We start from the raw sequence: 17,544 nt of genomic DNA on the forward strand, positions 1-17,544 counted from the left end.
TGCGCTGTCTCTTATACACATCTACCCGGCGCTATCTCCCCTGGAAACTATCGCGCCAATCCACCGCGCTGCGATACCACAGATCCGCGAGCTTCAGGAAATGCGGCCGCGCGCCGGGATGCAGCCAGTGCGTCTTTAGGGGCGAGGCCGCATAGGCCGTCTCGCCCCGCGCATCCCCCAAGGCACGCCAGGCCGCCTTTGCCCCCAGATAGGGCGCCATCACCGTGCCAGACCCCGAGAAGCCCATCGCGTAGTGCACGCCGTCCCGCTCCCCGACAGAGGGCATATGCGTGAAGGAGTAACCCGTATTCCCCCACCAGACATGGCTGAGCTTGGTCTCGGCCAGCTCCGGCCAGACCTCCACCATCGTGGCATGCAACCGCCGCGCCGCGCTGCGCATGTCGATGGGCCGCATCGAGGCCCGCCCGCCGTAAAGAAACCGCGTCCAATCCGGCGAGGCGCGGAAATAGCTGTGCCGCGCCCGGGTCTCGACCATCATGCGCCGCCCCGGCGCCAGATGCCCCATCAGGTTCGGCGGCAAGGGCTCTGTGGCGATCAGGTAGCTCGGCAGCGGGAAGACCCGGCGCTGGAACCACCGGAACGGCCCGGATGTGTAGCCGTTGGTGGCCATCAGCACCTTGCCCGCGCGAATATCGCCCTTCGGTGTGCGCACAGTGAAGCCACCAGCATCGCGATCAATTCCCACTGCAGGGCAGTGGGCGATGACCGCCGCCCCGCGCCGCAGCACCGCCTGCAAGAGACCGTTATGGTACTTCCAGGGATGCACCGCGCAATGGCTGGGGATCACCAGCCCGCCGAAATATCGCTCGGTCTCGATCTCGGAACCCAGCTCGTCCCGCGCCACCACATGCGCCTCGATCCCGCTCTTTTCGCGCACCCGCGCGGCCAAGGCCTCTTGCGCGGCAAAATGCTTGGCGGTCCACGCGAGCTGGATGCGCCCGGTCTGCTGAAAGTCGCAGTCTATCTCCTCGCGCGCGATCAGATCGCGCACGAAGCCCAGCGCGGGACCGGCTTCGGCAAAGATACCGTCGGCCACCGCCTCACCGAAGAGGTCGCGCAGCGCCTCCCAGCCCAGCCTAGGATGCGCGCCGGTCATGCCGCCATTGCGGGTCGAGGCGCCCTGCCCCGGCTGGCCCGCGTCGATCACGCAGACCTTGGCGCCGGTGTCATGGGCGGCAATGGCCGCCGAGAGCCCGGTGTAACCGGCCCCGATCACGCAAAGGTCGACCCGCTCCGGCGGCGGCGCCGACAAATCAGGCCACTCCGCCCCCTCCCACCAATAGGGCTGCCCCAGCGGCGCGTGATCCTCGACAAACAGGCTCATAGCGCCAGCTCCTTTACGTCATCCAGATAAGGCACATCGGCATAGAACTGGTCCCGCAGGCTGGCGTCGATCGTGGCGTAGATCACCCCAGGCGCCGCCCCCGCCCGCGCCAGCTCGCGCCCATGCGGGCCCGCGATCACGCTATGGCCATAGAACTCCACCCCGTTTTCGGTGCCGCAATGATTGGCATAGGCCAGGTGGATCCCGTTCTCATAGGCGCGCACCGGGGCGGTGACGTCGGCGATCCAGGGCCAGCGCGCGCCCAGCGCGGTCGGCACCAGCACCAGGTCGGCGCCCTGCAGCGCCAGGTGCCGCACGGTCTCGGGGAACTCCACGTCGTAGCAGATCAGCACACCGATCTTGAGCCCACGATAGGCAAAGACGCCCGCCCCCGCACCGGGGGCGTAGAGCCCGCGCTCAATCCCCGGCGGGATGGCCAGCTTGCGGAAGTGGTGCAGCGCGGCCCCGTCCGGCCCGATGCATTGCGCGGCGTTGAAGAGCGTATCGCCCGCGCGCTCGGGATAGCCATAGAGGATCGCGCAGCCATGCTGCGCCGCGAGCTGGCCCATGCGCTGCGCCCAAGGCCCGTCCGGGGCCTGGGCGAGCGCCGGGATCTCATTGGGAATGTTGTAGCCCGTGGGAAAGCACTCTGGCAGCAGCAGAAGGTCCGCGGGCTCCATGCCCGACAGCACCTCCTCAAGCCAGGCGAACCGCGCGGCCTCGCCGGTCAGCTCTGCGGGGGACTGCGCCAGGGCGAGCCGAAAGTCATTCTGCGGCACGTGCGGCGCTCCCCTCGCGGCGGTCCCGGATCACGGTGATGCGATGCATCTCGCGCGGCGCGGGCAGGTAATCCGCGACGGCGTAATGCATCGTCACCCGGTTGTCCCACATCGCCAGATCGCCCGGGCGCCAGCGCCACCGCACCTGATCCTCGGGCTGGTTCATATGCCCGGTCAGCCAGGTCTTGAGCGCATTCGAGGCCTCGGTCGTAAGCCCCAGGATATGGCTGACGAAGGCCACATTGTAGTTGAGAAACTTGGCGCCGGTGACCGGATGCGCGCCGATCAGCGGCTTCACGACCTGTCCCATGCGCGCCATGCCCTCGATCAGCGAGGTATCGCGATCCGCAGGGTCGCCGCCCTCGGCAAAGTTGTTGCGGAAGTCGCCCATATCATGCACCGCCTCCAGCGCTTCCAGGTCGCGTCGCATGCCGTCAGGCAGCCGATCATAGGCAGCGTAGTTCGACGACCAAATCGTGTCACCGCCGCAATCCGGCACCGTGCGCGCCACAAGGACCGAGGCAAAGGGCTGCTCTGCCTTAAAAGTCAGGTCCGTATGCCAGGAATTCGTGTCCGGCGGGCTGCCTGAACCATTGGCCAGCCGCATGATCTGCGGATGCCCCTCGACATGCGGGTAGACGGGATGCGGCGGGCTGAGGTCACCGAAGCCTTGGGCGAATCCCAGATGCGCGCGCGGGCTGATCTCTGTCCCGCGGATGAAGATCACCAGATGCTCGAGCAGCGCCTGGTAGAGCGCCTCGTGATCCGGCGCGGCAATGTCGACATCGTGCAAAACAGCGCCAATCGCCGGGGTGAGTTTCTCGATCCGCATGGCATCCTCCCTCGCTTTGGCAAAAGCCTATGGCCTGGGCCCCGCGAGCGCTACATCGAAAACGACCTTGGGCTTGTCGCCAGTCGCAAGTGCATTACGGATGTGTAAACGCTGCGCGCGGTGCTTGTCGTCCGCTTGCATGCGAAACACGGTCTGGAGGCTGATTCTATTGGGATTTCTAGGGTCGGCGAAACGTCGGCAAAACGTCGGCTTTGCGTATGGCACTTAGAGCACGCCACGACAAAACCCGGTTCAGGAATCTCGGGCACGGCCTTCGGCAGAAAGCGGCCATGGTCGAGAGTGGGCCTCGGCAGGTGACGGAGTGAACCGCGCCCAAACGGTGGGGCTGGTCTTGGCTTGAAGCGGGCGTTGGAGATCTGCCGCCCCAGACTTGATCCGGTGCCTCTACCTTGAACCAAGCACAACGCGGGCAGCGGCCGACCTGGAGGACGCTTGTATAACGTTGCCACTTGGCACACGGGCCCTGCGAGCGCATTTGCTTCAGTATTTTGCGACGTGGCAATAGCGGCCTCCTGGGGGAGGTCGGCCGCTGCCCGAGGCAAGCTCGGGCGGTTGCGTTGCTTGGGCTCCGTGGCGTCTGGTGTCGGCAAGCGTTGTAAGGGCGTTTCGTTTGAGCCCAGAGGTCCCGTCCAGGCCAACCCCTGCCTTTACCCGTCCGCATACTCCCCCTTAACGCGCGCCTTCGTCGGATCGAAATGTGGGAAGCTGGTCACCATCGCCTTCAGCCGCTTCTGCTGCCCATCGAGCTGCCCCACTTCCAACGCGGTCCCGACCTCGGAATGCGCCACCGAGACACGACCCAGGGCAATCACTCGGCCCAGGAGCGGCGATTTCATCGCCGAGGTCACCTCGCCCACCTGCGCCTTGCCCAGCCGGATGCAATCGCCGGGGCTGGGCACCAGCCCGCCCTCGATCTCCAGCCCCACCAGCTTGCGATGCGGGTGCGCCTTGCGCTCCTCGAGTGCGGCGCGCCCGATGAAGTCGTCATTCTTCGATTTCAGCGGCACCGTAAAACCGATCCCGGCCTCCCAAGGGTCCGTCGTGTCATCGAACTCGGAGCCGGCAAAGATCAGCCCTGCCTCGATGCGCATCATGTCCAGCGCCGCCAAGCCCAAGGGCTGCATGCCCATCGGCGCTCCGACCTCCCAGACCCGGTCAAAGATCTCCTTCGCGTCCCGCGGGTGGCAGAAGATCTCGTAGCCCAGCTCACCCGAATACCCGGTGCGCGAAATCACCACCGAGGTGCCGCTGAAATCACCCACACGCGCAATGGTCAGCCGGAACCAGCCCAGCTCGTCAATCGTGGGCTGCTTTGGCGGGGTCCAGAAGATCTGGGACAGGATCTCGCGGCTCAGCCGCCCTTGGACGGCGATGTTGTGCATCTGGTCCGTCGAAGACCGCACCCAGGCGTTCAGCCCGCGCTCCTGCGCCTGCTGGCGCAGCCAAAGCCCGCCCGTGTCATTGCCGCCGATCCAGCGGAAATTCATCTCTCCCAGCCGGTAAACCGTACCGTCGTCGATCATGCCGCCATGCTCGTAGCACATCGCGGTATAGCTCACCTGCCCAACCGCGAGCTTCTTGATGTTGCGCGTCAGGCAGAGCTGCAAGAGCTCCTCGGCATCTGGCCCCGTGACCTCGAACTTTCGCAGGGGCGACAGATCCATGACCGCCGCCTTCTCGCGCACCGCCCAATACTCGCCGATCGTGCCGACATTGGGGAAGCTGTTGGGCAGCCAATAGCCGTTATATTCAACGAAATCGCGAGTATGCGCGGCAAAGCTGTCATGAAACCCGGTCTTCTTGGTGTCTTCCACATCCGCCTCCGCAGATTTTCTGTAGCCGATGGAGCGCTGGAAATCCTCGCCCGCCTTGTAGGTGCGCAGCTGGATGTCGGTGGGCTCCCAACCGTTGGCCGGGTCCACGTCGCAGGGGCAGGCGCTGGAGACGCAGACCAGGTCGCTCAGCGCGCGCAACAGCACGAAATCGCCGGGACGCGACCACGGCTCGTCCATGCCCAGCGCGTTGGTATCGTCCAGCATGGTGTTGAAAAAGAAGTTGATCGCCGGCCAGCCGCCGCGCGGGCGGATACCGTGATGGCCGAGCTCGATATTCATATTGTCCGAGCAGTTCACATGGCCGGGATAGCCCAGGTCCTCGTAATAGCGCGCCGTGCAGGCCAGCCCGAACGTGTCATGCCGCCCGCAGGTGTCCTGGACGATCTCCACCAGGGGCTCATGATCGACGGACCAGTATTTGGAGAAGATGCCCGGCGCCGGATAGAGGCTGCCCATCAGAGAGCGCGTGGTGGTCGGGTCGATCTCGCGCTCCAGACCCTTGTCCAGCGCGCGCAGGGAGAAGGCCTGGAAATCAGAGCATTCGCGGCCTTTCACATCCAGGATCTGAATGTATTCGCCCTTCTTGACCTCATAGGCATGAGCGTGGCCGGGCTGGATGTTCTGGTCGAGCAGCGGGTCCGCCAGCGGGTCCGGCGCGGTCAGGTTGTCCTTGGCCAGCTTGGGGTCGGCGCGGCGAATGTAGAGGATCAGCTCGGTCGGCGCATTCTGCGCATGCGCATCCATCGGCCCGCCCGGGGCGGCGCATATCAACAACCCGTCGCTCTCGGCAGTGAAGGCGACCTGATCCCCAGGACGCGATCCTTCCGCAAAGACCGGCACCGCGTCCCCGGCCTCGATGTTGAACCCGACGGCGGCCAGGGCCTTCAAGACCTGCGCCCCGGAACGCGAGCCATTGGCCAAGGTCTCAATCGTCGCGGTGGGCCGCCCCTGCCCCTTTGCGCCCAGCATCGCCGCGTCCGACCGGCGATCGGGCCCAAAGATCACCAACTCACCCGGCTGCAACCCCTCGCGATCCAGCACGATCACCTCGTCACCGGCATAGATCGGCACGGCGCGCGAGCCGCCGCCGGGCACCGGGTGGCGTTCCACCCCATGGGGCAGGATCGGCAGGCCGGGCTTTAGCACGCCCTTGCGCTCCCATGGCACTTCGAAAACTGGGCGAACGGTCATGTCTTGCCTCCCGTGAAACAAGCGAGGACGGCGCAGCGCGCGGCGCGTAGGACGGTGCAGCCAGAGACCGGGTGACGCCGCGCCCTGTTCCAGTCACATGCCATCACGCCAGCCCCAAGATCTTGCGGCGCCTCTCGGCCCAGGCGTTGATCGCAATGTCAAAGGTCAGCGCCATGAAGACCACAGAGAAGCCCAGCACGAAGTTCCAGCCCAGATGCGTGCCCGCCAGCGTCTTGCGCATCTCTTGGCCCAGATCGCGCGTGCCGATGAATTCGGCGATGATCACCATGAAGAACGCAAAGACCAGCGCCTGGTTCAACCCGACCGCGATGGTGGGCATCGCCAGCGGTATCTGCACCTTCCAAAGCTTCTGGCTGCGCGTGGCCCCGGACATCTCGGCGGCCTCCACCATCTCGGCGGGCACCCCGCGCAGGCCTTCCACCGTATAGCGCATCACCGGCACCATCGTGTAGATCAGGATCGAGATGATCACCGTCACCGGCGAGATCCCAAAGAGCATCACCGCCGGCAGCAGATACACATAGCTGGGGAAGGTCTGGAACGTGTCGCAGAGCAGGATCAGGCGCCGCGCGCGCGCCTCATGCCGCGCCGCCCAGACCGCCAGGGGCGCGCCAAAGAGGAAAGCAAAGAACGTCGCCATAAAGACCGAATGCAGGGTCAGCATGGCTCGGTCCCAATAGCCGAACTCGGCGACGATGCAGAAGAACACCAGCGCCAGAAGCCCCGGCCAGAACCCGCCCAGACCCAGCGCCAGCGCCGTCACCGCCAGGATCACCGCAGGCGTCGGTACGAAGAGCAATGCCTTCTCCGACGGGATCAGGATGAAGTTGTTGAAGAAATACCGGATCGCGTAGGTCGTGCTCTGCACCCAGTCGAAGGCCAGGAACTGCTTGATCTGCCCGTCCAGCGCCCGGCCCTGGGTCATCGACTGCTTGCGCTTGACCTCGTCCAGCACGCCGCCCGCGTATTGATGCGCGTTCGACCAGGTCAGGTCCTCGAAATTCACATTCGAGAGCCCCTGCGAGACCCAGCTGAGCAGATAGAGCCCGACAAAGCTGGCGATGCCCACCACCAGATATATGTTGCGCCGCCACCAGGGCGTGCCCTTCTCGAAATGCTCGGGCTGCTTGACCACCCAGGCCTTCGACAACCGGTCCAGCGTCACCGCCAGCAGCACGATGGTGATGCCGATCTCTAGAGAACGCCCCAGCTTGAACGAGCCCATCATCGCCAGCAGCTTTGCGCCCAGCCCCGGCATGCCAATGGCCGCCGTCAGCACCACCATGGCCAAGCAGAGCATGATCACCTGGTTCAGCCCCACCATGATCTCGGTCCGCGCCGAGGGGATGTAGACATGCCGCAGCATCTGCCAGCTGGAGCAGCCCGACATCTTGCCCGCCTCAATCACCTCCGGGCTGACCTTCTTGAGCCCCAGTGTCGTCATCAGGATCATCGGCGGCAGCGCGTAGGCGATGGTCGCGACGGTGGCCGCCGTCGGCCCCACCTTAAAGAAGATCACCGCGGGCAAGAGGTAGCTGAAGAAGGGCAGCACCTGCATGACCAGAAGCAGCGGCTTGATCGTCTCCTCGACGCGCTTGGACTTCCACGACCAGATGCCCAACAGCCCGCCAATCGTGAACGCAAACGGCGCCGCCACCGCGATCACGCTCATCGTCTCCATGGTCAGGTCCCATTGCCCAATCAGCGCCGCCCAGAGGAACGTCCCCCCCGCCAGCAGCGCCAGGCGCCAACAACCCAAAGCATAGCCCAGAACCGCCATGCAGCCCGTGATCACCGGCCAGGGCAGCTGCTCGATCCGCGGCCAGCGGTGCTTGCCGTAAAGCACGTTGGCCACCGCATCGAGGATGAACTCCAGCCCGCCGCTGAGCGCGCGGGTGATGTAGATCAGGCCAAAGCGCCCCTCCTCGCGGTCGCCGCGGATAAACTCAAAGGCCACGTCGATCCAGTCCCGCCAGGGCAACAGCCAGGCCTCGGGGATGCGCACCAACCCGGCGGGCAGCCAGGGGCGCAGCACCGTCAAGAGCACCGCCACGCCGAGCATGGCCCAGATCGCCCGGCGCGTATTGCCCGGAGCGTCAACCCATGCCCGCAGGGCGCTCACCCGGCGCCCCCAAGCAACACGTTCAAAGCCTTGGCCCGCGGCATGGCGCCAATCACCTTGCCATCGCGCGCCACGGGGATGGTGTCGGCGCTATCGTTCACGATGCGCCGCGCCAGGGACTGGATCGTGGCGCCCGCATCCACAGGATCGCCACCCGCAGGGTGCGCCCCCTCCTCAACCAGAACGCCCGCATGCACCACGCGGGATTTATCAATCTCCTCGGTGAACTTGGCGACATATTCCGTGGCGGGGTTCAGCACGATCTGGTCGGGCGTGTCGATCTGCTCGACCGCGCCGTTCTTCATGATCGCAATGCGGTCGGCGAGGCGCAAAGCCTCGTCGAAGTCATGGGTGATGAAAACGATGGTCTTGCCCAGCATCTCTTGCAGGCGCAGGAACTCGTCCTGCATCTCGCGCCGGATCAGCGGGTCGAGCGCCGAGAACGGCTCGTCCAGGAACCAAATGTCGGGCTCGATGGCGAGCGAGCGGGCGATGCCGACGCGCTGCTGCTGCCCGCCGGAAAGCTCGCGCGGGAAATACTCCTCGCGCCCCTCCAGGCCCACCAGCTTGACCACCTCTAGGGCGCGGGCACGCCTGGCGTGCCGATCCTGGCCGCGCATCTCCAGCGGGAAGGCCACGTTCTCGAGCACCGTGCGGTGCGGCAGCAGGCCAAAGCTTTGGAACACCATGCCCATCTTGTTGCGGCGCAGCTCGATCAGGTCGCGCTCTGACAAGCCGCCGATGTCAGTGCCCTCGACCTCGACCGTGCCGCCGGTGATCTCGTGCAGGCGGGAGAGGCAGCGCACCAGGGTGGACTTGCCAGAACCCGAAAGCCCCATGATCACCAGCATCTCGCCGCGGCTGACATCCAGCGTGACGTCCTTGACGCCCGCGATATAGCCCGCGACGGCGATCTCGTCATAACCCATGCCATCGGGCATGCTCTTAAGAAATTTCTCAGGGTGCGGGCCGAAGAGCTTCCACACATTGCGGCAAGAGATAACGGTGTCTTCAGATGGCATATTGCCCCTCTTTCTTGCCAAGATGTCTTCGGGCCAGATTACATGGCCCGAAGACGGTTTTTGAAAGGTGGCGTCTCATCCGCCCTATTGAGCGTCTTCGACATCGCGAGGACGCCCATTCGGACGGACCGAGCGGCGCCTTTAGCTGCCAGCCTCGACCCAGGGCTTCCAGACGTCTTCGTTGGCGGCCAGCCACTCTTCGGCGGCTTCTTCGGCTTCCAACTCTTCGACGTCGACCAGGCGCGCCATTTCGGCGATCTGGGCGTTGGTGAAGGAGATCTTGGCCAGCACATCATAGGCGCCGGGCCACTTGCCCTTCATCCCGTCCCAGGCGGCCTTCTTGAGGTAGCCATCCGCCGGGTTGCCGCAGTCGTAAAGCGCGTCCTTGTTGGGGCCCTTGGCGGGGTCCTTGTCGCAGCCGTCCTCCCAGGTCGGGAACTCGACGAACTCACCCGGCCACACGGCCTCGGCAAAGTTGGGCGTCCAGTTGAAGACCACGATGGGCGTCTTGGAGGCCTCGGCATTGCCGATATGCGCCCAGAGCGCCGCCGCGGAGCCCGCGTTCACCACGATGAAGTCCATGCCCAGCGCCGCGACGCGCTCTTGGCCATGCTTCAACCAGTCCACGGGCCCGTCAAGATACATGCCCTTGTCGCCGCTCTCGGCGGTCTTAAAGAGCGCCGCGCAGTCATTGAGCGCTTCCCAGCTTGGCAGACCAGGGCAGGCCTCTTTTGTCCAGGACGGGTACCACCAATCCTCGCGGGTCACCGCGTCGTGGTCACCGACGTCATGCAGACCGCCCTTCTCGAGTGCTGCACGGAAGGACGCGCCGAACGCCCCTTCCCAGACCTCAAGCTCCAGCGTGACGTCGCCCAGGCGCACCGACTCGTAGACCGCCTGGCTGTCCGTGGTCACGAACTCGACATTGTTGCCCATGCCCTCAAAGATCTGACCCACCACGTGGCTCATCACGATCTGGCTGGACCAGTTGTGGATCGGAATTACGATCGGGTCGCTGCTGTCAGCCGCCGACGCGGCGAAGGGCATCGCCGCAATCGCGCCCGCAATCACTGTTGTTGTGAGTTTTTTCATAGTAATCTCCCTGATGTGCGACGTTTCCGCCGCTTGGATAGGATGCCCGCAGTTCGTCCACCGGTCTATTAATTTCAAAGGCGCGCACCCTGCGCGCCCCGCGCTCTTGAACCCCTAAACTTGCAAATAACTCTCTAAGCTGTCGTCCAGCGCGTCCTTCCAAGGCGTGTGATGCTCTGGCGCCTTGGTGCCGGTCATCGGGCTGGTGTAGCCGTTGTTGCGGAAGGTCATGATGTCGGCCTTCTTGTGCTTCTTCCACTCGTAGAAGGCCTGGTTCGCCGCCTGGATGTCGAAGCTCGGGTAATCCGTCTCCTCGATCAGCTCCATCGTGTAGGCGCCCTGGTAGTCGATGCAGGCAAAGTCGTCGGCCAGCGCGCCCTCTTCGGCTTTGCGCTGCGCCACATCGGCCTCCAGCGTGGCCATGTCAGAGGGGATCGCGATCTTGCCCATGATCGCGTCGCGCACCCACCAGGCCTGGGCGTCGAACATGTTGAACGTGTACCACTGGTCCTGCATGCCCAGGTAGAACATGTCGGTGTTGTGGTTCCACACGACCCCTTTGTAGAGGTCGTCGGCGGCCAGGATATTCGCGGTCTTCAGCCGCAGATCGTCCGGCAGGAACGGGAAGTGGTGCTTGTAGCCGGTGCACAGGATGATCGCGTCCACATCCGCGGTGCTGCCATCGGTGAAGTGGCAGGTCTTGCCCTCCACCCGGTCCAGCCCGGCCACCTCGGTCCAGTTCTCGGGCCATTTATAGCCCGTCGCCCCGCCCCGGCAGCTCTGCACGATGCTCGTGGCGCCGTATTTCCAGATCTGGCTGCCGATATCCTCCGCCGAGTAGCTGGTGCCCATGATCATCACGTCTTTGCCGGTGAACTCGCGCGCGTCGCGGAAGTCATGCGCGTGCAGGAGCCGCCCGTTATAGCTCTCAAATCCGGGGTATTCCGGCACGTTGGGGACCGAGAAATGCCCCGTGGCCACCACCACATGATCAAACTGCTCGGTCTTCTCGCTATCGGTCTTCTCGTTGCGCACGGTGACCTCGAACCCGCCATCCCGCGCGCGCACATCCCGCACGATGGTGTCGAACTCGATCCAATCGCGCACGCCGGCCTTCTCAACCCGGCCCTTGATGTAGTCGAACAGCACCGCGCGGGGCGGATAGGAGGCAATCGGTTTGCCGAAATGCTCCTCGAACGTGTAGTCGGCGAACTCCAGCCCCTCCTTGGGGCCGTTCGACCACAGGTAGCGGTACATCGAGCCGTGGCAGTTATTGCCGTGCTCGTCCACTCCGGTGCGCCAGGTGTAGTTCCAAAGCCCGCCCCAGTCGGACTGCTTCTCGTAGCAGACCACCTCGGGGATGTCCTCGCCCTTGGCCTTGGCCGATTGGAAGGCCCGAAGCTGCGCCAGCCCTGACGGTCCGGCCCCAATCACACATACGCGTTTCGTCATTGTTTCTTACACTCCCTCAACGATTGTTTGTACGGATGAGGAGGCCGCTTGGCGCATGGCCTTGGCCTCGGCGTAGATATCGGAATGGTACCAGTCCTGAGCGGCTTGGTAGCTGGGGAACTGGATCACCACGTTGCGGTCGCCCGGCGGGGTGCCCTCGTAGCTGACCGCCTGCCCGCCGCGCACGATGAACTGCCCGCCAAAGGGCTCCAGCGTGGCCTGCACAAGCTTAACATAGTTGGGATAGGCCACCGGGTCGGTCACTTTGATCTGCGCGATGACGTATCCTTTGGGCATCTTACTTGGCGCCCCGCTCAGATTTGGGCGTTTGGCGCAACGGGCGGCGAGCGGATCCCGCAGGCTGCGGCCAAGCGCACCACCCTGCGTTTTTCTCGCCCAATCTCAATGGAATATTCACCGAATCGCCCAAGGATTGAGGGCGGTAGGGAGGGGGTAACCGGCGCAGGCGCGTTAAGGAATTCTTCATCATTCTAAATCCCCGGCTCGGCCCGTGAGGCTTCCCAATCCGGCTCGAAACCCAGCACCTCTGTGTCCGGATGCAGCCCCGGATTAAACAGCGCGTTATGCGCCATCGTGGCCTGGTAGAGCGGGTTATGCGGCGCCAAGCGCCAGACCTTACACACTAGATCGAAGCGCTGGTTATAGGCGTCGAACTTCAGCGTGCAGCGCTCGGCGGCGCGGATCTGCGCCGCGCCTTTGCTTTCTGGCGGGAAGGTCGAGGTGAGTATGTCGCTGAATTCCTTGTGCTTTTGGTAGTAAGCAGAGGACAGGAACTCGATAGCCTTGGCGCGGCGCTCGGCGGGGTCGTTGGTGCGGGCGGCCATGTGCTGCATCTCGGGCACCAGGGCATAGCCCGGCGCCTTGTTGAGGATAGTGATGATGTGGCCCAGCGGCTCTGCGTCGCCGGGCAGCACCAGCGCGGGCATGATGCCGTCATCGGGGCGCCCATCGGCGTCGCGCATCGCCATCTGGCGTACCCGGCACTGCCATTTCAGGAAGGCCGAGCGCAGCTTGCTGTCCGTAAAGCTGGTGCCAAGCGCGGTTGCGATGCTCATTCTGCAGCCTCCGGCTTGGCAAATGCGAAGGGGCGGTCATGGCTCAGGCTGGGGATGCGCCCGCGCGCCTCGGCGACCTTGCCCAGGTCCAGGCGCGCCGAGACGATCCCCGGCAGGGTGCCCCCATCGGCCACCAACTCGCCCCAGGGGCCGACCACCAGGGAGTGCCCATAGCTCTCGCCGCCGCCGGGCACCGGCCCAATGGCGCAGGGCGAGACCATGTAACAGCCGTTCTCGATGGCGCGCGCGCGGTTGAGCACATGCCAATGCGCCTCGCCGGTCTTGCGGGTGAAGGCCGCGGGCGCGCAGATCACCTCGGCCCCGGCTTGGGCAAGCTGCCGATAGAGGTCGGGAAAGCGCAGGTCATAGCAGATCGTGTGCCCGATGCGCCCCCAGGGCGTGTCGTGGATCACCGCCGCGCCGCCTGCGACCACGCGGGCGCTCTCGCGGTACACCTCCGCCTCCGAGAGCTGGATGTCGAACATGTGGATCTTGTCGTAGCGCCCGACCACTTGCCCCTTCTCGTCGATCATGAAGCCGCGGTTGATGATCTTGCCGCCTTGCCCTTCGACCGCCACCGAGCCCAGCATCACCCAAACGCCACGCTCCCGCGCGAAGGCCCGGAAGGCCTCGACCATGGGATGAGCCCCGTCCGGTGCCACCGGCGGGGCCAAAGCGGGCCCGTCCGAGGCCAACCCGCCACAATACTCCGGCAAGAATAGTATCTCGGCGCCCGCCTGCACCGCGGCCTCAGCCAGGGGCAAGGCCTCGTCAATCGCCTCCTCAAAGCTGGCCATGGGCCGCGTCTGCAAACATGCTATGTCCAGGTGCCGTGCCATCTCAATCAAGCTCCACTTCGCCCCTTCTTCGGTTCTCAAATATCCCGGGGAGGGTCTGGGAGGGGCAGAGCCCCTCCCAGCGGATCGGATCGGCGCAAGCCGATCCGACACCCCCATCAGAATTTCATATAGGCCTTGCGCAGGCTCACCAGCGGATGCCGGTCCGACATCTGGAACTTGATCAACAACTCGCGCGCGATCATGTCACGATCCTGCTGGTTGTCTGGCAAGTCGATGCTGTCGGGGATGCGCACCCAGCCGTTGATGTTGCGATCAAAGACGGCGGGTTTGCCCTCTTCATAGCCCATATGCACATCTTCTAGCCAGTTGAGGTCGTCCCAGCCCATGACCTCCATGTATTTGGTCAAAAAGGGCGTGATCCGGGCGTAGTCCGGCACCAGGTTCACGTCATAGCGATAACCGATATGCTGGCCGATCTCCTTCTCGCGCTCGGATTCAAGCCCCGCCGCGTCGTTCAGGAACTGGTCGACATCCTTGATCTCGGAGCCTCGGTAAACTGTTCCAGCCATGTGTTTCTCCTTTGGAAGGGCGGCGGGACAAGTCCCGCCCTACGTATGTTGCTCTGTAGGGCGGGGTTCACCCCGCCATCCCTTAAAGATGGTGATAGTCTTCGATGCCCACGGTGTGGTTCGTGCCCGCAAGCGGCACGCCCGCCATGGCCGAGGCCTCCATCGTCAGCGCCGCCAGATCCTCGGGCTCCAGCGAATGCAGATGCGTCTTGCCGCAGGCACGGGCGAACAGCTGAGCCTCAATCGTCAGCGTGTGCAGGAAGTTATAGACGCGCTCGGCGGCCTCATCCGGGTCCAGACGCTCGCGCAAAGCTGGGTCTTGCGTTGCCACGCCCACCGGGCAGCGGCCCGTGTGGCAGTGGTAGCAATATCCGGGCTCGGCACCGATCTCCTCGGGGTAGTTCGCCTCGGGGATATCCTTGTTGCAGTTCAGCGCCATCATCACCGAGTGGCCCAGCGCGATGGCGTCCGCGCCCAGGGCGATCGCCTTGGCCACATCGGCGCCATTGCGGATGCCGCCCGCGTAAACCAGGCTGATCTCGCCGCGCTTGCCCAAATCGTCGATGGCCTTGCGGGCCTGACGGATCGCGGCCATGCCCGGCACGCCGGTGTCTTCCGTGGCCAGGTGCGGACCGGCGCCGGTGCCGCCCTCCATCCCGTCGATATAGATGCTATCGGGGTCGCATTTCACCGCCATGCGCACGTCGTCATAGACCCGCGCCGCGCCCAGCTTGAGCTGGATCGGGATCTGCCAGTCCGTGGCCTCGCGGATCTCCTGGATCTTCAGCGCCAGGTCGTCCGGGCCCAGCCAGTCAGGGTGACGCGCGGGGGAGCGCTGGTCGATACCCGCGGGCAGCGAACGCATCTCGGCCACCTGGTCGGTGACCTTCTGGCCCATCAGATGCCCGCCCAGGCCGACCTTACAGCCCTGCCCGATGAAGAACTCGCAGCCATCGGCCAGCACCAGGTGGTTGGGGTTAAACCCATAACGCGACTGGATGCACTGGTAGAACCATTTCGAGCTATAGCGCCGCTCGTCGGGGATCATGCCGCCCTCGCCCGAACAGGTCGCGGTGCCCGCCATGGTCGCACCGCGCGCCAGCGCGGTCTTTGCCTCATAAGACAAAGCACCAAAGCTCATGCCGGTCACATAGACTGGGATGTCCAGCTCAATCGGCGTCTTGGCGCGCGGGCCGATAACGGTCTTGGTCTCACATTTCTCGCGGTAACCCTCGATCACAAAGCGCGTCAGCGTGCCCGGCAGAAATGTCAGGTCATCCCAGTGCGGGATCTTCTTGAACAGCGAGAACCCACGCATCCGGTACCGGCCAAGCTCGGCCTTGATATGGATGTCGTCCATGACGCGTGGTGGGAAGATAAAGCTGTCACCGATGCGGTTGACATCGCGGTCCAGCGGTTTTTTCGTTGGGCTTCCGTCAGCCATGGTATGTCCTTTGTGTCAGCGCTCTGTGCTCTCGGCGGGCGCGCAAATTTTCAAAATTTGCGTCCAAAATTTTTCCAAAAATTTTGGCTCCGCCCAGCATCAGAGGATCAGTTTCTTCTCGTTCGGCTCGAGATTGTCATAGTTCCAAAGCTGCTTGCCCGCGACGATCTTGGTGAAGTGGTCCACGCCCTTCTCCGGCATCATCCCGTATTGCGTCAGCTTCCGGGTCAGCCAATCCTTATCAAGCTGCGTCAGCTCGGCCTCGACCGCGTCCACGCCACAGCTTCTGATCTCGCCGCCGACATAGATCGTGCCGTCATACATCGAGTCGCCCAGGTTCTTGCCTGCGTTACCGCAGACCACCATCCGGCCCCGCTGCATCATGAAGCCCGACAAAGCGCCGGTGTCGCCACCCACGATAATCGTGCCGCCCTTCATGTCGATCCCTGTGCGCGAGCCCACCGAGCCGCGACACACCAGGTCGCCGCCGCGGATCGCCGCCCCAAAGGTGGAACCGGCGTTCTTTTCGATCATCACCGTGCCGGACATCATATTCTCGCCGCAGGACCAGCCCACGCGCCCCGTGATGCGCACGTTCGGGCCATCGATCAGCCCCACCGCGAAATAGCCCGTCGAGCCCTCGACGATCAGGTTCAGCTTGGACAGGATCCCCACACCCAGCGAGTGCATGCCGCGCGGGTTCTGCAGCACGATCGTGCCATAGCCTTCGGCCATCAGAGCCCGGATGCTCTCGTTCACCTCGGTGGTGGTCTTTCCGTCGCAATCCACCTCGGTGCGCTTGTTGAAATCCACCACGGGCGCCCAGGGGTACTCGAACCGCTCCAGCGCGTCGGGGTCGAACTCCATATAGAGTGACTTGCCCGTCAGCTGTTCCGTGGTCATGCCGAGCGCTTTTACGCGCTCCTCCTGGGTCATTGCCTTCAGCTCGGCATCACTTACGCTTGCCATACGCGCACCTCCTCGTCGTAAGGGTCGGTTGTGTCGATCTCATGGGGGAGGATCGCGCGGATCGAGACCTCCTCGGAGGCCATCGCGATCAGGTCGTCGCTCTCGTACAGAACCAGCGGCTTAGCGGCCATCGTGTCCTTGGCCATCCCAAGCTGGTCCTTGGTGCAGACCAGATAGGTGAACACGCCGTCGATCTCTTCGATGGAGCGGCGCAGGCTCTCCTCCAGCTCCACCCCATTGGCGAGGTTATGCGCGGTGTAGACCGCCAAAAGCTCGCTGTCGCAGTTCGACTGAAAGCGGTGGCCCTTGCGCTCCATCTCGCGGCGCATGATCCAGTAGTTGGTGATCTGCCCGTTATGCACCACCGAGATGTCGTTATAGGGGAAGGCCCAATAGGGGTGCGCGGATTTGATATCCACATCCGATTCCGTGGCCATGCGGGTGTGGCCGATGCCGTGGGTGCCCTCGAACTCGTGCAGCCCGTAGGCATCCGCCACCACGGTGGCGTCGCCCAGGTCCTTGATCAGCTCCAGCCCGTTGCCCATCGAGAGGATCTCGGTGCCCTTGTCCTCCTCGATATGGTTGGCCATGGCGGGCGTGTCGCCGTCATGGGTCAGCACATAGCGCAGCGCATGCTCGACGGGGGCCTCTTTCGAGACCACCTTGGCGCCGTGCTCTTCCAGGATGGCGTCCACCCGCGCCACCCGGTCGGCCATAAGCTTGTGGACACCGCGGCCGATGGCCTTGTCCTCGGCCTCGGCGACCTTGATGCGCATCACATATTCCTCGGGCGCGCGGCCCTTGGAATAGACCGCGTAGCCGGTGCTGTCCGGCCCCCGGTGTTTGAGGGCCTGCAACATGGCGGTCATCTCGCCACCCACGTTGCTTGATTTCCCCTTATGGATAAGTCCAGCGATTCCGCACATTTAGCGGTGCCTCCTTCTTTTCGATGGAAGGTGGGCAAATTGCCCACC

At 64.2% G+C, this 17,544-nt stretch carries 15 protein-coding genes; all 15 read right to left on the minus strand.

The genetic code is table 11. The features are described from left to right. Positions 1–31: 31 nt before the first annotated feature. The 15 genes from AIOL_RS13560 to AIOL_RS13630 all read right to left on the minus strand — a co-directional run bounded on the left by AIOL_RS13560 (position 32) and on the right by AIOL_RS13630 (position 17,439). A complete protein-coding gene (locus AIOL_RS13560) occupies positions 32–1,345 on the minus strand; it encodes an NAD(P)/FAD-dependent oxidoreductase (RefSeq protein WP_049643469.1) in 1,314 nt (437 codons plus the stop codon). Continuing rightward, positions 1,342–2,124, minus strand: coding sequence for a carbon-nitrogen hydrolase family protein (locus tag AIOL_RS13565; protein ID WP_053101280.1), 783 nt, complete (start codon positions 2,122–2,124; stop codon positions 1,342–1,344). Before AIOL_RS13565 ends, AIOL_RS13560 begins: the two co-directional genes overlap by 4 nt. Further along, the gene (locus tag AIOL_RS13570) at positions 2,111–2,956 is read right to left on the minus strand and encodes a TauD/TfdA family dioxygenase (RefSeq protein ID WP_049643470.1); all 846 of its coding nucleotides are present in this window, start codon (positions 2,954–2,956) and stop codon (positions 2,111–2,113) included. The genes AIOL_RS13565 and AIOL_RS13570 overlap by 14 nt, the downstream gene beginning before the upstream one ends. A gap of 668 nt (positions 2,957–3,624) precedes the next feature. Then, a complete protein-coding gene (locus AIOL_RS13575; protein WP_049643471.1) occupies positions 3,625–6,003 on the minus strand; it encodes a DUF1989 domain-containing protein in 2,379 nt (792 codons plus the stop codon). A 103-nt stretch (positions 6,004–6,106) separates the two neighbouring features. Next, entirely contained in the window at positions 6,107–8,086 is a 1,980-nt protein-coding gene (locus AIOL_RS13580) for an ABC transporter permease (RefSeq protein ID WP_082152803.1), read from the minus strand. Positions 8,087–8,142: 56 nt separating this feature from the next. Then, complete coding sequence (locus AIOL_RS13585) at positions 8,143–9,168, minus strand: quaternary amine ABC transporter ATP-binding protein (RefSeq protein ID WP_049643473.1); 1,026 nt, start codon at positions 9,166–9,168, stop codon at positions 8,143–8,145. A gap of 141 nt (positions 9,169–9,309) precedes the next feature. Beyond that, complete coding sequence (locus AIOL_RS13590) at positions 9,310–10,260, minus strand: ABC transporter substrate-binding protein (protein ID WP_049643474.1); 951 nt, start codon at positions 10,258–10,260, stop codon at positions 9,310–9,312. Positions 10,261–10,374: 114 nt separating this feature from the next. Continuing rightward, positions 10,375–11,712, minus strand: a complete 1,338-nt coding sequence (locus AIOL_RS13595) for an NAD(P)-binding domain-containing protein (RefSeq protein ID WP_049643475.1) — start codon at positions 11,710–11,712, stop codon at positions 10,375–10,377. 6 nt (positions 11,713–11,718) lie between these two features. Continuing rightward, positions 11,719–12,009, minus strand: coding sequence for a DUF1330 domain-containing protein (locus AIOL_RS13600; protein ID WP_049643476.1), 291 nt, complete (start codon positions 12,007–12,009; stop codon positions 11,719–11,721). Between the two features lie 194 nt (positions 12,010–12,203). After that, entirely contained in the window at positions 12,204–12,788 is a 585-nt protein-coding gene (locus AIOL_RS13605) for a hypothetical protein (RefSeq protein ID WP_049643477.1), read from the minus strand. After that, complete coding sequence (locus AIOL_RS13610; protein WP_049645448.1) at positions 12,785–13,627, minus strand: carbon-nitrogen hydrolase family protein; 843 nt, start codon at positions 13,625–13,627, stop codon at positions 12,785–12,787. The genes AIOL_RS13605 and AIOL_RS13610 overlap by 4 nt, the downstream gene beginning before the upstream one ends. A gap of 116 nt (positions 13,628–13,743) precedes the next feature. Then, the gene (locus tag AIOL_RS13615; RefSeq protein WP_049643478.1) at positions 13,744–14,157 is read right to left on the minus strand and encodes a hypothetical protein; all 414 of its coding nucleotides are present in this window, start codon (positions 14,155–14,157) and stop codon (positions 13,744–13,746) included. 82 nt (positions 14,158–14,239) lie between these two features. Continuing rightward, a complete protein-coding gene (locus AIOL_RS13620; RefSeq protein ID WP_049643479.1) occupies positions 14,240–15,601 on the minus strand; it encodes an FMN-binding glutamate synthase family protein in 1,362 nt (453 codons plus the stop codon). Between the two features lie 99 nt (positions 15,602–15,700). Next, a complete protein-coding gene (locus AIOL_RS13625; protein ID WP_049643480.1) occupies positions 15,701–16,570 on the minus strand; it encodes a GltB/FmdC/FwdC-like GXGXG domain-containing protein in 870 nt (289 codons plus the stop codon). After that, the gene (locus tag AIOL_RS13630; RefSeq protein WP_235439030.1) at positions 16,558–17,439 is read right to left on the minus strand and encodes a glutamine amidotransferase; all 882 of its coding nucleotides are present in this window, start codon (positions 17,437–17,439) and stop codon (positions 16,558–16,560) included. Before AIOL_RS13630 ends, AIOL_RS13625 begins: the two co-directional genes overlap by 13 nt. Positions 17,440–17,544: the final 105 nt, after the last annotated feature.

The sequence above is a fragment of the Candidatus Rhodobacter oscarellae genome, from assembly GCF_001078595.1.
Taxonomy (GTDB): Bacteria; Pseudomonadota; Alphaproteobacteria; order Rhodobacterales; family Rhodobacteraceae; genus Rhodobacter_B; species Rhodobacter_B oscarellae.

Coding starts and splice junctions, on each gene's coding strand:
- AIOL_RS13615 (WP_049643478.1), bottom strand. CDS start 14,157: ATGGCTGGAACAGTTTACCGAGGCTCCGAGATCAAGGATGTCGACCAG.
- AIOL_RS13595 (WP_049643475.1), bottom strand. CDS start 11,712: ATGACGAAACGCGTATGTGTGATTGGGGCCGGACCGTCAGGGCTGGCG.
- AIOL_RS13585 (WP_049643473.1), bottom strand. CDS start 9,168: ATGCCATCTGAAGACACCGTTATCTCTTGCCGCAATGTGTGGAAGCTC.
- AIOL_RS13570 (WP_049643470.1), bottom strand. CDS start 2,956: ATGCGGATCGAGAAACTCACCCCGGCGATTGGCGCTGTTTTGCACGAT.
- AIOL_RS13560 (WP_049643469.1), bottom strand. CDS start 1,345: ATGAGCCTGTTTGTCGAGGATCACGCGCCGCTGGGGCAGCCCTATTGG.
- AIOL_RS13600 (WP_049643476.1), bottom strand. CDS start 12,009: ATGCCCAAAGGATACGTCATCGCGCAGATCAAAGTGACCGACCCGGTG.
- AIOL_RS13625 (WP_049643480.1), bottom strand. CDS start 16,570: ATGGCAAGCGTAAGTGATGCCGAGCTGAAGGCAATGACCCAGGAGGAG.
- AIOL_RS13590 (WP_049643474.1), bottom strand. CDS start 10,260: ATGAAAAAACTCACAACAACAGTGATTGCGGGCGCGATTGCGGCGATG.
- AIOL_RS13575 (WP_049643471.1), bottom strand. CDS start 6,003: ATGACCGTTCGCCCAGTTTTCGAAGTGCCATGGGAGCGCAAGGGCGTG.
- AIOL_RS13620 (WP_049643479.1), bottom strand. CDS start 15,601: ATGGCTGACGGAAGCCCAACGAAAAAACCGCTGGACCGCGATGTCAAC.
- AIOL_RS13580 (WP_082152803.1), bottom strand. CDS start 8,086: ATGCTCGGCGTGGCGGTGCTCTTGACGGTGCTGCGCCCCTGGCTGCCC.
- AIOL_RS13610 (WP_049645448.1), bottom strand. CDS start 13,627: ATGGCACGGCACCTGGACATAGCATGTTTGCAGACGCGGCCCATGGCC.
- AIOL_RS13605 (WP_049643477.1), bottom strand. CDS start 12,788: ATGAGCATCGCAACCGCGCTTGGCACCAGCTTTACGGACAGCAAGCTG.
- AIOL_RS13630 (WP_235439030.1), bottom strand. CDS start 17,439: ATGACCGCCATGTTGCAGGCCCTCAAACACCGGGGGCCGGACAGCACC.